At 73.4% G+C, this 13,834-nt stretch carries 15 protein-coding genes; 9 read left to right on the top strand and 6 right to left on the bottom strand.

Features of this window, described 5'->3' with window-relative positions; translation table 11 throughout:
* Positions 1 to 36 precede the first annotated feature (36 nt).
* The 8 genes from AC5L35_RS24585 (at position 37) to AC5L35_RS24550 (ending at position 6,542) form a co-directional block, all read left to right on the top strand.
* On the top strand, positions 37 to 741 hold the full coding sequence (locus tag AC5L35_RS24585) for a DedA family protein (protein WP_495062047.1): 705 nt from the start codon (positions 37 to 39) through the stop codon (positions 739 to 741).
* A gap of 21 nt (positions 742 to 762) precedes the next feature.
* Positions 763 to 1,017 (top strand): hypothetical protein, encoded by a 255-nt coding sequence (locus tag AC5L35_RS24580; RefSeq protein ID WP_495062046.1) that lies wholly within the window; start codon positions 763 to 765, stop codon positions 1,015 to 1,017.
* Positions 1,018 to 1,123: 106 nt separating this feature from the next.
* Positions 1,124 to 1,564 (top strand): nitroreductase family deazaflavin-dependent oxidoreductase, encoded by a 441-nt coding sequence (locus AC5L35_RS24575; protein WP_495062045.1) that lies wholly within the window; start codon positions 1,124 to 1,126, stop codon positions 1,562 to 1,564.
* Between the two features lie 332 nt (positions 1,565 to 1,896).
* A complete protein-coding gene (locus AC5L35_RS24570) occupies positions 1,897 to 3,105 on the top strand; it encodes a substrate-binding domain-containing protein (protein WP_495062044.1) in 1,209 nt (402 codons plus the stop codon).
* 5 nt (positions 3,106 to 3,110) lie between these two features.
* Positions 3,111 to 3,875 (top strand): ABC transporter ATP-binding protein, encoded by a 765-nt coding sequence (locus AC5L35_RS24565; RefSeq protein WP_495062043.1) that lies wholly within the window; start codon positions 3,111 to 3,113, stop codon positions 3,873 to 3,875.
* Positions 3,872 to 4,582: an ABC transporter ATP-binding protein gene (locus AC5L35_RS24560; protein WP_495062042.1), complete on the top strand. Its 711-nt coding sequence runs from the start codon at positions 3,872 to 3,874 to the stop codon at positions 4,580 to 4,582. The genes AC5L35_RS24565 and AC5L35_RS24560 overlap by 4 nt, the downstream gene beginning before the upstream one ends.
* On the top strand, positions 4,579 to 5,466 hold the full coding sequence (locus AC5L35_RS24555) for a branched-chain amino acid ABC transporter permease (protein ID WP_495062041.1): 888 nt from the start codon (positions 4,579 to 4,581) through the stop codon (positions 5,464 to 5,466). The genes AC5L35_RS24560 and AC5L35_RS24555 overlap by 4 nt, the downstream gene beginning before the upstream one ends.
* Positions 5,463 to 6,542: a branched-chain amino acid ABC transporter permease gene (locus AC5L35_RS24550; RefSeq protein WP_495062040.1), complete on the top strand. Its 1,080-nt coding sequence runs from the start codon at positions 5,463 to 5,465 to the stop codon at positions 6,540 to 6,542. The genes AC5L35_RS24555 and AC5L35_RS24550 overlap by 4 nt, the downstream gene beginning before the upstream one ends.
* A 215-nt stretch (positions 6,543 to 6,757) precedes the next feature.
* Here AC5L35_RS24550 and AC5L35_RS24545 read toward each other — a convergent pair whose 3' ends face one another.
* The 5 genes from AC5L35_RS24545 to AC5L35_RS24525 all read right to left on the bottom strand — a co-directional run bounded on the left by AC5L35_RS24545 (position 6,758) and on the right by AC5L35_RS24525 (position 12,281).
* Complete coding sequence (locus AC5L35_RS24545; protein ID WP_495062039.1) at positions 6,758 to 7,519, bottom strand: class I SAM-dependent methyltransferase; 762 nt, start codon at positions 7,517 to 7,519, stop codon at positions 6,758 to 6,760.
* Positions 7,520 to 7,613: 94 nt separating this feature from the next.
* Positions 7,614 to 9,461 (bottom strand): helix-turn-helix domain-containing protein, encoded by a 1,848-nt coding sequence (locus AC5L35_RS24540; RefSeq protein ID WP_495062038.1) that lies wholly within the window; start codon positions 9,459 to 9,461, stop codon positions 7,614 to 7,616.
* 111 nt (positions 9,462 to 9,572) lie between these two features.
* Entirely contained in the window at positions 9,573 to 10,859 is a 1,287-nt protein-coding gene (locus AC5L35_RS24535) for an MFS transporter (RefSeq protein ID WP_495062158.1), read from the bottom strand.
* A gap of 71 nt (positions 10,860 to 10,930) precedes the next feature.
* Positions 10,931 to 11,692 (bottom strand): 3-hydroxybutyrate dehydrogenase, encoded by a 762-nt coding sequence (locus AC5L35_RS24530; RefSeq protein WP_495062037.1) that lies wholly within the window; start codon positions 11,690 to 11,692, stop codon positions 10,931 to 10,933.
* Positions 11,693 to 11,804: 112 nt separating this feature from the next.
* Complete coding sequence (locus AC5L35_RS24525; RefSeq protein WP_495062036.1) at positions 11,805 to 12,281, bottom strand: MarR family winged helix-turn-helix transcriptional regulator; 477 nt, start codon at positions 12,279 to 12,281, stop codon at positions 11,805 to 11,807.
* An 81-nt stretch (positions 12,282 to 12,362) separates the two neighbouring features.
* On the opposite strand from AC5L35_RS24525, the gene AC5L35_RS24520 reads away from it, so the two are divergent.
* Positions 12,363 to 13,190, top strand: coding sequence for an LLM class flavin-dependent oxidoreductase (locus tag AC5L35_RS24520; RefSeq protein ID WP_495062035.1), 828 nt, complete (start codon positions 12,363 to 12,365; stop codon positions 13,188 to 13,190).
* A gap of 9 nt (positions 13,191 to 13,199) precedes the next feature.
* On the opposite strand, the gene AC5L35_RS24515 is transcribed toward AC5L35_RS24520, so the two are convergent.
* A complete protein-coding gene (locus AC5L35_RS24515) occupies positions 13,200 to 13,766 on the bottom strand; it encodes a peroxiredoxin (protein WP_495062034.1) in 567 nt (188 codons plus the stop codon).
* Positions 13,767 to 13,834: the final 68 nt, after the last annotated feature.

Below are 13,834 nucleotides of genomic sequence, written 5' to 3'. Positions count from 1 at the left end.
CCGTCCATCTGTCACTCTGGGAGGAGCTCCCCGCGTGTGGGCCTCGCGCCTGCGTACGACCGCAACCGAGAGGACCTGCCCATCGTGCTGGAAGTCGTGGCCGTCTGTGATGCGATCCTGCACAGCCCGTGGCTGCTGCCCGTGCTCGTGGTCCTGATCGCCGTCGACGGGCCCTTTCCGGTGCTGCCCAGCGAGACGGTGCTGATGAGCGCGGCCTCCGTGGCGTTCGGCACGCACAACACGCTGGGGGTGGCCGGCCTGTTCGTGGCCGCCCTGATCGGCTCGGTCGCAGGCGACTTCCTGGTGTTCGGCCTCGGTCGTTCCTCGCACCGGGTGCTGGCCCGCGCCACGGAGAGCGAGGGTGGACTGTCGTCGTGGGTCCGCCGCCACCTGCTGCTGCGGCCCGGCACCGTGCTGGTGGGGGCCCGGTTCGTGCCGGGGGGACGGCTGGTGAGCACGGCGGCCGCCGGCCGCTTCGGGCTGGACCTGCCCCGATTCTTCGCCGGGTCGGTGGCCAGCTCTGCGGCCTGGAGCGTCTACATGCTCCTGATCGGGCTGCTGCTCGGCCCGATCACCGGGGGGAGCCCGCTGCTCAGCCTGCTCGCCGGCGCGGTGATGGCTGTGCTGACGGCGGGGCTGTTCGCCCTGGTGCAGCGTGTCCGCGCCTACCGGGCGCGCCGGGCGCCCGCGGCCACGCAGGAACGCACGGACCCGCCGCTGACGCTGGTCGCGCCGCGCTGATCAGCGCCATACTCCGGCCTCATGGGTGAAGATCGGTGGGTGGCCGAGGTCGGCGAGGACAACGCGCGCTGGCTCGCCACCGAGAGCCGCACCGCGCGCCTCGCGTCCGAGTACCGGCCCCGCGAGGTCGGCGAGGGCCGCGTCGAGTTCTCCGCGCGTGCTCTCGGGGCTTCTCGTGAGCTCGGCGAGGAGGAGGACGGGTTCATCACCGACGACGGCGACGGCCTGCGGGTCTGGATCGGGGACGACGCGTTCGAACTGCTGCTCGTCGAGTAACGAGATCGCCAGATCCGAACGAGAGCAGTGCTCTTGACGCGGTCCTCCACACCTGGTTCACTGCTCCTTGATGAGAGCGCTGCTCTCGTATTCACGAGGAGACATCATGACCAGTGCCCGCAACATCCAGGCCGCCCGCGGTACCGCGATCTTCAACAGGATCGTCGCCCGGCTGACCGGCCTCGGCCTGAGCATCTGGGGCTCCCGGCTGCTGGCCGTCCGCGGCCGGAAGAGCGGCGAATGGCGGACGGTCCCGGTCAACCCGCTCGTGCACGACGGTGTGCGGTACCTGGTGGCTCCGCGCGGCCACACGCAGTGGGTCCGCAACCTCCGGGCCGCCGGTGGGGGAGAGCTGCGGCTCGGCCGCCGCGTGGAGGTCTTCACCGCCACAGAGGTCGCCGACGGTGACAAGCCCGCCGTGCTGCGGGAGTACCTGCGGCGATGGAAGTTCGAGGTCGGAGTGTTCTTCGACGGCATCGACGCCTCGGCGAGCGATGAGCAGTTGCTGGCGATCGCACCGGGGTACCCGGTGTTCCGGCTGCTCTGAGCCCGGGGGGATCAACCGGTGCCGGCGGAGGCTCCCCATTGTCCGCCGGCCCCGGTCACTCGGAACAACGGCTGACACTTCGTCTGGTTTCGGTCGATCTGCACTCTCCGTCGAGTGGGGGAACACAATCTGTGATCGGCGTCCCCCACTTGCCGCCGGAAAGCGGTGCCGTCGGGCGATCGGCGGCCGGCGGACCCGCCGAATGGGCGAGTCGCGGCGGGGAGTGCGCTGACCACATTCCGGCTCCGACCGCTGTGGCGTCCGCGCCCATGGTCGACCGGCCCCGCGCTTCGTAGCGTCCTCGCAGCCCCGCGTGTGCTCGAGGAGGAGTCATGCTCCAGCGTTCCGGTCGCTCTCCAGCGGCCCTGCTCATCGCCGTACTGGCCGTGCTGCTCGCCGCCTGCGGTGCCCCCGGATCGAGCGGCGAGGGCTCCGGTGCCGACGGCGCGACCGCGCCGTTCCGGGTCGGCCTGGTGCACTCCACCACGGGTCCCCTCGCGAGCTACGGCGCTCAGTACGCGGCAGGGTTCCGGGCCGGCCTGGACCACGCCACGGGCGGCACCGGGAAGGTCGGCGAGCGCGCGATAGAGATCACCGAGGCCGACGACGCCGGCGATCCGGCGAAGGCCGTCGCCGCCGCCACCGACCTGATCGGTCAGGGCTACAAGGTGATTGCCGGGTCGACAGCATCGGGGGTGGCGCTGCAGGTGGCGCCGCTGGCCGAGGAGAACCGGGTGCTGTTCATCTCCGGGCCGGCCGCCACCGACGCGGTCACCGGCGCGAACGAGTACACCTTCCGTTCGGGGCGCCAGACCTACCAGGACGTGCTGACAGCAGGCACGATCGTCGGCGACCCGGCCGGCCGCTCCGTGATCGTGTTCGCGCAGGACAGCGCGTTCGGCCAGGCCAACGCCCAGGCGGTGAGCGCGGTGCTCGGCGGGAAGGGCGCGCGGGTCACCCCGGTGCTGGTGCCCGCCGGTGCCACCGACCTCACCCCGTTCGCCCGGCAGGCCGTCGACGCCGCTCCGGACCTGCTGTTCGTGGCCTGGGCAGGCGCCAACGCCACCCAGATGTGGCAGTCCCTGCAGCAGCAGGGCGCCTTCGAGGCGTCCACAGTGGTGACGGGGCTGGACATCACGGCCACCTACCCGATCTTCGGCCCGGCCGCCGACAAGATCCACTTCTTGTCGCACTTCTTCCCCGGCGCCACCTCCAACGAGGCCTACAAGGCGTTGGAGGCGGGTCTCGCGAAGCAGGGCGCCGAGGTCGACCTGTTCACCAACGACGGGTTCGTGGCCGCCCAGATGGTGGTGCACGCCCTGCAGGAAGGTGGCGACGACACCGCCGCGATGGCCAAGGCCCTGGAGGGCTGGACGTTCACGGGGCCGAAGGGCGAGACGACGATCCGCGCCGAGGACCACGCCGTGCTGCAGCCGATGTTCACCGCACGGCTCACGCCCACAGCGGGCGGGTTCGCGCCACAGCTCGTCGACACCCTCTCCCCGGACGCGGTGGCCCCGCCTGCCGCACCCGCCAAGTGAGCCCGGTGGACGTCACCGCCACGGCGGCCCCGGTCCTCGCCGCCCACGACCTCGGCTGGGTCGTGGGCGGCGCGGTGATCCTCGCGGACGTGACCCTCGGCGTCCGGGACGGCGAGCTGCTGGCCGTGATCGGCCCGAACGGCGCGGGCAAGTCCACGCTCCTGCACCTGCTCTCCGGCGTGCGCCGCCCGACGAGCGGCACCGTCGAGCTGGGCGGACGCGACGTCACCCGCGCGTCGGCCGCCGCCCGCGCCCGGCACGGGCTCGGCCGGACGTTCCAGACCTCCAGCCTGTTCGGTGGCCTCTCGGCCCGGGAGAACGTCCGGCTCGCGGTGCAGAGCCGCAGGCCGGGCCCGCTCTCGGTACTGCGCGGGGCGCAGGGGCGCGAGGAGCTGGCCGAAGCCGACGCGCTGCTCGACCAGGTGCGGATGGCCCGCCGCGCCACCGCGACGGCGGGCGAGCTCTCCCACGGCGACAAGCGCAAGCTCGAGATCGCGATCGCACTGGCCAGGAAGCCGTCGGTGCTGCTGCTCGACGAACCGATGGCCGGGGTCTCGGTGGAGGACGTGCCCGCTCTGGTCGAGCTGATCGGCGGCCTGCGTGCCGGCGGGGTCAGCGTGACCATGGTCGAGCACCACATGGACGTCGTGCTCGGGCTGGCCGACCGGGTGGCGGTGCTGCACCACGGCAGGCTGCTCGCGGTGGGCTCGCCCGCCGAGGTCACCGCGGACGCCACGGTCCAGCAGGCGTACCTGGGGGAGGAGCTGTGACGCACGCTCCCGTGCTCGAACTGGACGACGTGCACGTCCGCATCGGTGGCTCGCACGTCCTGCAGGGGGTGTCGCTGACCGTGGCGCCGACCGGGGTGACCGCTCTGCTCGGCCGCAACGGCGTCGGCAAGACCACGACCCTGCGTGCCGTCGTCGGGCTGGTGCCGCGCACCGGCTCGATCCGGCTCGTGGGCGACGAGATCGGCCGCGGGCGCACGCCCTGGGTGGTGCGTCAGGGCGTCGGCTACGTGCCGGAGGACCGCGAGGTGTTCGCGACCCTGACCGTGGCGGAGAACCTGCGGCTGGCCTGCCCCGACCCCGAACCGGAACGCGCGGCGCTGGTGCACGAGCTGTTCCCCGAGCTGGCCGAGCGCCGCAAGCAGCGCGCCGGGACGCTCTCGGGCGGGCAGCAGCAGATGGTGGCGCTCGCGCGGGCGTTGCTCCCGCCGAGCCGCCTCCTGCTGATCGACGAGCCGACCAAGGGCCTCGCGCCGCGGCTCGTCACGGAGGTGGCGGCCGCGCTGGAACGGGTGGCGCAGGTGACGCCCGTACTGCTCGTGGAGCAGAACCTGCCCGTGGTGCGCAGGCTCGCCGGGGACGTCGTGGTGCTCGACGCCGGGCGCGTCGTCCACACGGGACGGGCCGACGAGCTGCTGGCCGACCACGGCCGGACCCGTGAGCTGCTCGGAGTGGGGTCCAAGTCATGAGTACGTTCGTGCTGCTCCTGGCGACGGGGTTGGGGCTCGGGGCGCTGTACTTCCTCGTGGCCTCCGGGCTGAGCCTGATCTACGGGCTGATGGGCGTGCTGAACTTCGCGCACGGCGCCTTCCTCGCCGCGGGTGCCTACGCGGCGTGGTGGGCCGCGTCCGGCGGGCTGCCCGGCGCCGGTGGCGACGGGTGGGGGTTCGTGCTGGCCACCGCGTTCGGAGTGGTGGTCGGGGCGGCCGTGGGCGCCGGGGTGGAGCTGCTGCTGATCCGTCCGCTCTACCGCCGCCACATCGAGCAGGTGCTGGTCACCGTCGGGCTCGGTCTGGTCGGGGTGGCGCTGCTGCGGGGCATCTGGGGCGCCGACCCGCTGCCGTTCCCGCGGCCCGCGCTCGCGTCGGGCGTCACGACGATCGCAGGCGCGGCGATCCCCAACGACCGCTTCGTGCTCCTCGTCGCCGCCGTCGCGGTGCTGCTCGGGCTCCTGGCGTTGCTCCGGTTCACCCGCATCGGGCTGGTCATCAGGGCCGGGGTGGAGAACCGCTCGATGGTCGAGGCGCTGGGCATCGAGGTGCGCCGCACGTTCACGCTGGTCTTCGCCATCGGCGGGGCGGTCGCCGCGCTCGGCGGCGTGCTCGGGTCGGTGTACCTGGGCAGCGTGTCGCCGGGGCAGGGCACCTCGCTGCTGATCTTCGCGTTCATCGTCGTCGTGATCGGCGGTCTCGGCTCGCTGACCGGTTCGGCGGTGGCCGCCGTCGTCGTCGGGCTGGTGCAGCAGCTCGCGAACTACTACACGGCCTCCGGGGTGGGTGACCTGTCGGTGGTGCTGCTGCTCGCGCTGGTGCTCCTCGTGCGCCCGGGTGGGCTGTCGGGGAGGACGGCATGAGCATCGTCGAACAGGTCCGGCAGCGGGCGACGGCAGGCGAGGCGCCACGGCGCGCACCGTGGTGGCGCTCGGCCGTGGCGCCGGTTGCGGTGCTCGTGGTCCTCGCGGCCCTGCCGTACGTCTCGGTGCCGCTGCCCGGCGTGCTGCCCGGGCTGGTGAACAGCCCGGGGTCGATGCAGCTGCTGGCGCTCTGCCTGGTGTTCGGCGGCGTCGCGCTGTCCTACGACCTGCTGTTCGGACGCACCGGGCTGCTCTCGTTCGGCCACGCGCTGTTCGTCGCGGCCGGCTCCTACACCGCCGCACTGGCGCTGGCCCGGCCCGGAGTGGGGCTGGCCGCCGCCGTCGGGATCGCGGTGGTGGTGGGCGTGGTCCTGCCGCTGCTCGTCGGTGCGGTCGCGCTGCGCGTCACCGGCATCGCGTTCGCGATGGTGACGCTGGCGTTCGCGCAGGCCGGGTCGATCCTCGTGCTGCGCAACCCCGGCGGGCTGACCGGCGGCGAGGAGGGCCTCCCGCTCGACCGCGAGGGCCTCCCCGACCTGCTGGTCGGCGTCGTCAACGCGCCGTACCGGTACTGGCTCGCGCTGACGTACCTGGCGCTGTGCTGGGCCGTGGTGGCCTGGCTGGTGCGGTCGCGCGCCGGACACATCTGGGCCGCGGCGCGGGAGAACCCCGAGCGCGTCGCGGTGCTGGGCCTGTCGGTGTACCGCGCGCAGCTGCTCGCCGTCCTGGTGGCAGGCCTGCTCGGAACGCTCGGCGGCGTGGCCCACCTGCTGGTGGTGGGCGGCGCGACCCCCTCGCTCACCACCAGCGAGCTCACGCTCGGGCTGCTGGTGATGGTGGTGCTGGGTGGCGCGGGCAGCAGGTGGGGCGCGGTTCTCGGTGGCGTGCTCTACACCTACCTCGACAACCGGCTGCTGGAACTGGCCGGTTCCGACGCGGTGGCCGGGCTCCCGGCCGTGCTGCGCGTGCCGCTGTCGGAGCCGACGTTCGTGCTGGGCGCGTTGTTCGTCGCAGTGGTGTTCTTCGCCCCCGGCGGCCTCGTCGGGCTGGTGCGCCGCCGCCGCCCGTCCCCCTGACCGCCCGCCCCCGCCCCCGCGAGTCGCCCGTTTCGCGCCCGCGAGTCGCCCGCCCCGGGAGCCCCGGGCCGGGTGATCGTCGCGAGATGGCCCGTTCGGCCCTGGGAAGGGCGGAAACGCGGATCTCGTGGTCCCGGCCCCGCGAGTCGCCCGTTCCCGGCCGGCGAGTCGCCCGTTTCAGGTGGCCGAGTCGCCCGGGTCGTACGGCGGCCTGCTCAATTCCGGCAGCACCAGACGGTCCCGGTGAACTCCGCCGGTACGACATCGGCCGGCATCAGCGCCCGGAACTCCTCGAGGAGCCACGCGCGCAGCTCGGCGTGGGTGGTGCGGCCGTCGTCGATCGCGCTGGTCGCGTTGCTCTGGCTGAGCAGGTAGTCCGCCAGGGCATCCGCTGTCATCGGCACGTCGTACCGCAGTTTCTCCGACCCGACGAACGTGAGCCCGGCGGCCTCCGCCGCGTCGCGGTCGAAGTGGCTGCGTCTCGGCGGCCCCGGGTAGCGGGGCCGGTAGGTGCCGGCGAGCCAGTCGTTGAGGCCATCGGCGCCGCCGAGCCGGCCGCCGAAGAAGTCCGAGTAGACGGCGAACCCCCCTCCCGGACGGAGGACTCGGGCCACCTCCGCGAGGGCTCGTGCCTGGTCGAACCAGTGAAACGCGGCGGCGGTGACGACGAGCCCGGCCGAGCCCGAGCCCAGCGGGAGGCGTTCGGCGCGGGCCTGCAGGTAACCGACCCCGGCGGCGGGGGTGGCGGCGCGCAGCATCGATGCTGAGACGTCCAACCCGACGACCTGCGCCGCGACGGCGGTGAGTGCGCGAGTGGACATGCCGGTGCCGCACCCGATGTCCACGGCGAGGGCGACCAGATCACCAAGGTCAAGCAGGCGGGCCACGGCCCCGACTGCCGCGGGGTGGTAGTCGGGGCGGGCCCGGGCGTAGTGCTCGCCCGTCAGCGTCCCGAGGAACGGGTTCGACGTGGCCACGAGCCCTCCTGATCATCACGGTTCGGGCCGAACGTGCAACGGTTCATGATCGTGGGTGAACCGCTGCACGTTCGATCTTGTGGACGGGTGGCGGTCAGCCCGCGCGGATCCTGCGCAGCCGCAACGCCAGCTGGATCTCCAGCGCCCGGTCCGGGCCCTGCCAGTCGGTGCCGAGCAGCGACGCGATCCGGTCGAGCCGCTGCGCCACCGTGTTGACGTGGACGTGGAGCGCGCTCGCCGCCCGGCGGGGGCTGCCGCCCGCCGCGAAGTACGCCTCCAGCGTGCCGAGCAGGTCGCTGCCCCGCCGGGTGTCGTACTCCGTCACCGAGCCGAGGACGCGGTGCAGGTAGCGGTCGACATCGGCGGGCGTGCTGGTGACCAGCCCCGCGAACCCCAGGTCGTGGGCGGAGCCTGCGCGCATCCCGATCGCGGCGAGTGCGTCGGTGACGCGGCGGGCCTCGGCGTGAGCGTCGCGCAGGCCGGCGGCGGGGACGACCGGACCCGTGGCACCCACGGTGACCTGGACGTCCTCCGCTCCCAGCCGGCGGGACAGCACGGCCGCGACGGCGGAGGGGTCGCTCCCCGGCACGACGGCGACGATCTCGCCGTGGTGGTCACCCGCGAGCCCGCGGCCGTTCCCCGCGGCGGCCGCGGCCAGGTGCAGCCCGCGCCGCGTGCCGCGGCACACGGCCACGACGTGGGGGGTCTGCAGCCGCAGCCCGAGCAACCGCCCGCGCTCGACGAGCGCGCCGTCGACCTGTCCGTCCGGGCGGCCCAGCAGGTCGGCGAGCAGGTCGGTGCGCACCCGCTGGTCGGCCTCGGCGGCGCGGAGCCGGAACAGCAGCACGAGCGCGGTGACCATCGCCGCCCGCTCCACGGTGCGGCCCTGCCCGCTGTCCAGCGGCGGGCAGCCGCCGAGCACGAGCGTGCCGAGCCGCTGCCCGGCCGCGCTCACCACGGCGGCCCACACCCCGCCCGCCTCCGCGAGCCGGCCTGACGCGGCGGAGTGGCGCACCGCCTCCGCCGTGGCCAGCGGGTCGTGGTCCGGGCCGGGCGCGGGAGCGGACCCGTGCGAGGCGATCCGCTGGTCGTCGACGTCGAGCACCGCCACCCAGCAGCCCAGCAGCTCGCCCAGCGCGGCCGCGATGTCGTCCACCCCGCCGCCGGACAGCACCACCCCGGCGAACCGGTCGTGCGCCGCCGCGGCCTGCTCGATCCCGGCGTGTGCGCTCGACAGCGCCGCCAGCGCCTGCGCCGTCTCGGCGGCGCGCCGCGACTGCACGAGGGAGACGGCGGCGAGCGCGGCGAGCGAGCCGAGCAGCGCCACCTCGCTCCGGTTGAACGGGCGGCGGCTGCGGTTGGCGGCGAAGAGCACGCCGACGAACTCGCCGTCCACCAGCAGCGGGGTGCCGCAGATGGCGACCAGCCCCTCCTCGTCGACCGCCGAGTCGATCTCGGAGGTGTGGGCGTAGCGCTCGTCGCCGGGGTAGTCGGCGGTCCAGTACGGCCGCCGGGTCTGCGCCACCAGCCCGCCGAGGCCCGCGCCCTGCGGCAGCCGCAACGCCTGGAACGCCGCCGAGACCGACCCGGCCGTCGCCCGCATGAACGTGTCGCCGCGCTCGGCGTCGGCGAGGGTCAGATAGGCGACGTCCGTGCTCAGCAGGCTGCGGGCGCGCCGCACGATCGCATCGAGCACCCCGCCGGGCTCGGGCCGGGACGCGAGGTCGCGCGCGATGTCGACGAGTGCCGACAGCTCGGCCTCCCGCCTGCGCTGCGCGTCGATCCCGCTGCGCACCCGCAACGCGAGCTCGCGGGACACTGCCGCGGTCTGCGGGTCGGCCTCGGCGAGCGCCCGGGCCTGCTCGTCGATCCGCTCGGCGGGAGCGTCCTGCGCGAGCAGGCGGAGCAGCTCCAGCGCGGTCCGGGACACGGGCGTGATCATGCCACCGTCCCTAGCCGGCTCGCCGGGCTCGTGCGCCCCCGGCGGGGTCTGCGCCGGGCAACGCCGCACCGGCACCGGGATCGCGGACGAGCCCGGTGCCGGTGGCGCAGCTCAGCGGGACGCGCTGCCGGAGACAGCGGGGTCCGCGGCGAGGTCGCGGGTCCGGGTCTCGGCGTACGTGGCGACCGCGAAGATCGACACGGCCGCACTGATGGCGACGTACACCGCGACCGCGTAGCCGCTGTCGAACGCGGTGTAGAGGGCCACCGCGATGATCGGGGCCAGCCCGCCCGCGACGACCGACGCGAGCTGGTAGCCGATCGAGACCCCCGAGTAGCGCACCTTCGTCCCGAACAGCTCGGACAGGAACGCGGCCTGCGGGCCGTACATCGCGCCGTGGAAGATCAGACCACCGACGACGGCGAGCGCGGTGAGCGCGAAGTTCCCGGTGTTGACGAGCGCGATGAACACGAACGCCCAGACCCCGACGCCCGCGGCCCCCAGCAGGTACACGGGCTTGCGCCCGACCCGGTCGGACAGCGCGCCCCAGATCGGGATCGTGACCAGGTGCACGGCTGCACCGATCAGCACGGCCCCGAGGACGAACGAGCTGGACAGGCCCAGTCGCTGCGTCACGTACGTCGTGATGACGATGGTGAAGATGTAGTAGGAGACGTTCTCGGCGAAGCGGGCACCCATCGCGGTGAACACCTCGCGTGGGTAGCGGCGGAACACGTCGACGATCGGCATCGTCTGCTTCCCCCCGGCGGCGGTCAGCTCCGCTTCGCGGGCCTGCGCCTCCTTGAACAGCGGCGACTCCTCCACGGACAGGCGCACGTAGAGCCCGATCAGCACCAGCACCGCGGACAGCAGGAACGGGATCCGCCAGCCCCACGCGATGAAGTCGTCGTCGCTCTGAATCGCGGACAGCAGGAACAGCAGACCGTTGGCGAGGAGCTGACCGAGCGGGACGCCGGCCTGGGGCCAGCTCGCCCAGTAGCCGCGCCGCGCAGGGTCGCCGTGCTCGGAGACGATGAGCACCGCCCCGCCCCACTCACCGCCGAGCGCGAAGCCCTGCACGAGTCGCAGCGCCACCAGGAGCAGGGGGGCCGCGATCCCGATCGTCGCGTATCCCGGTAGGAGCCCGATCGCGAAGGTGGCGACCCCCATCATCACCAGGCTGACCACCAGCAGCGTCTTGCGGCCGATCTTGTCACCGAAGTGACCGAACACCAGGCCGCCGATCGGCCGCGCGATGAACCCGATGGCGAACGTGCCCAACGCGAGCAGCGTGCCGGCGGCCTGGTCGCTCGAGGGGAAGAACACCGCCGGGAAGACCACTGCGGCGGCCACGCCGTAGAGGAAGAAGTCGTACCACTCCACGGTGGTGCCGGCCATGCTGGCCGCGACCACCTTGATGATGTTGCTGCGGGGCTGTTCCCTGTCGACCACGTTGTCTCCCGGTGTTCCTAGTGAGCGGTCCAGCCGCCGTCCATGGACAGCGACGATCCGGAGATGGACGCCGACGCCGGGCCGTAGAGCACGGCGGCGAGCTCGGCCACCTCCTCGGGCTCGACGAGCCGTTTCACGGCCACCGGGCCGAGCATCACCTGCTCGACGACGGCGTCCTCGTCGATGCCGTGCGTGCGAGCCTGGTCCGCGATCTGCCGCTCGACAAGTGGCGTGCGGACGTAGGCGGGGTTGATGCAGTTGCTGGTGACGCCGTGCGCCGCCCCTTCCAGCGCGATCACCTTGGACAGCCCTTCCAGGCCGTGCTTCGCGCTGATGTAGGCCGACTTGAACGGGCTCGCCCGCAGGCCGTGGACGCTGGAGATGTTGACGACCCGGCCCCAGCCGCGCTCGTACATGTGCGGGAGCGTCCGGCGGGCCAGCCGGAACGGCGCCTCCAGCATCACCCGCAGGATGAGCGAGAAGCGCTCGGGATCGAACTCGTGGAGCGGGGCGACGTGCTGCAGCCCGGCGTTGTTGACCAGAACGTCCACGGCGGCAGGTAGCGCGTCGACCGCGGCGAGGTCGGCGAGGTCGCAGGGCATGGGCTCGACCTGGGGCACGGCCTCGGCGAGCACCTTGAGGCCGGCCTCGTCACGGTCGACCGCGAGCACCGTGGCTCCGTCGTCCACGAGCCGTCGCACGATCGCGGCGCCGATGCCCGACGCCGCACCGGTGACCAGCGCGGTGCGGTCGGCCAGCACCGGTGTCGAAGGGGTCATGCCGGACGACGGTACGTTCGCCTGGGCACTTCCGCGCGGTGCGGAGACACCACGGATACGGCGCCGGATGTGTCGGTGGCACACACACCCGGCCGGGGCGGATGTGAACGACTCAGAGCCGCCGGTAGCCCGGGTGCACGCCCGGGGTGAGGCCCTGGTCCTCCGCGACGCGGGCGAGCAGGGCTCGCAGCCCGGCCCGCTCCCCGTCCTCCAGGCTGCCGAGCATCGCGTCGTCGTGGTCGCGGCCGACGGCCTCGATCCGCTCCGCGAGCGACTCGCCGTCAGCGGTGAGGTGCAGGGCGTGCAGCCGCCGGTCGGCGGGGTTGCGCCGGCGCTCCACCAGCCCGCGGTCGGCGAGGGAGTCGACCAGGCCCACCAGGCGGCTCGGCGGGGTGCCGAGCAGGTGGGCCAAGGCCTGCTGGCTCTGTCCGGGGGTGGCGGCGATCGCCCGCAGCAGGCCGGTCTGCGGGGGCGTCAGGTCCAGCGCGGCGATCCGCTCGGCGAAGCGGGCGGCGGCGTGCGCGCCGAGCGCGGCGAGCAGGAAGGCGGCCCCGGGAGGGTCCTCGAGACGCCGGGGGGACGCGGTCACCGGCCGACCGTACCAGTTGACAAATCGTTCCGACATGTAAATCATTCAACCTTGTAATGATCTCTTGGACTGGAGGGAAAGATGATCGACAGAGCGTTCCGGTTCGGGGTCGTGGCCACGCCCACCGGCGGTCCGGACGAATGGATCGCCTCCGCGCGGCGCGCCGAGGAGCTCGGCTACTCGTCCCTCCTGATGCCTGACGGCCTGCAGCTGCTGGCACCGTTCCCCTCGCTCGCCGTGGCGGCGAGCGCCACCACGTCACTCCGCGTCGGCACCTTCGTGCTGGCGAGCCCCCTGCGCCCGCCCAGAACGGCTGCCTGGGAGGGCCACAGCCTCTCGGTACTCACCGGTGGCCGGTTCGAGTTCGGCGTCGGTACCGGTCGCCCGGCCGTACGGGAGTTCACGGAGAGCCTCGGCGTCCCGTTCGGCACGGCCGCGGAGCGGCTCCAGCAGGTGGCCGACAGCATCGACCACCTGCGTGAGCTCGACGGCACCGACCGCCGCACCCCCGTGCTGGTGGCCGCAGGCGGCCCCAAGGCGCTCGCCGTCGCCGCGGAGAAGGCCGACATCGTCACCCTCGCCGCTGCGCCGCTCGCCTCCCGGGACGACGTGGCAGGCCTGGTGCGGACCCTACGGACCGCCGCGGGCGACCGGGCGGACGACATCGAGCTCGCGACGAACCTGTTCGTCGTGGGCACCGAGGTGCCGCCGTGGATCCAGAGCTTCATCGGCGCGGACGCCGCCACGCTGATCGAGCACGACTCGCTGGTGATGCTCCGCGGCAGCACCGCGGAGATGGCCGACGAGCTGCAGCGGCGCCGCGACGCCTTCGGCGTCTCCTACATCAGCGTCAACGGCGCGTTCTCCGAGCAGCTCGCGCCGGTGGTGGAGCAGCTCGCGGGGAAGTGACCCCGGTCCTCAGCTGCCGTTCGCACGGAGCCAGCCGAGCACCTGCTCGGCGTGCTCCCCGGGCGGGAACACCGGGTAGAAGACGTGCTCGATCGTCCCGTCGCGCACGACCAGGGTGATGCGCCGGTAGAGCGTCATCCCGTCGGCCTCGAACGTCGGCAGGCCCAGCGCGGCGGCCAGCCGGAGACTCTCGTCCGACACCATCGCGAACGGCAGCCCGAGACGTTCGACGACCTCGCGCTGGTAGTCGGTGTCCTGGCTGGACAGGCCGTAGACGGCGCGCGCTCCGGCCGCCCGGAGATCCTGGTAGTGGTCGCGGAACCCGCAGGTCTCAGGAGTGCAGCCACGGGCTCCCGGGATCTCGTCCCATCCGGTGGGCAGGTCGGCGCCGGGCCTGCCGGTGAGCGGATAGATGTACAGGACGGTGCGGCCGGCACCGAGCGCGCCGAGGTCGAGCGTGTCGCCGCCGGTGGTGGGCAGCGCGACCGCCGGCATCGAAGTGCCGGGCAGGTGGTCGGCGGCACCGTCGTCAACGGGGCGCGGCAGGTCGTCCGGGAGGGTCTGCGGATCGGTCACGGGGCACTCCTCACTCGGGACGGTATGCGCGGAGCTGTCGTGCGGCCGGCGCGACGCTCTCGCTCGCC

It is taken from the genome of Pseudonocardia sp. OZ21 (genome assembly GCF_059359135.1).
The sequence above is the reverse complement of the archived record's forward strand: the minus strand, read 5'-3'. Positions and strand labels throughout refer to the sequence as shown.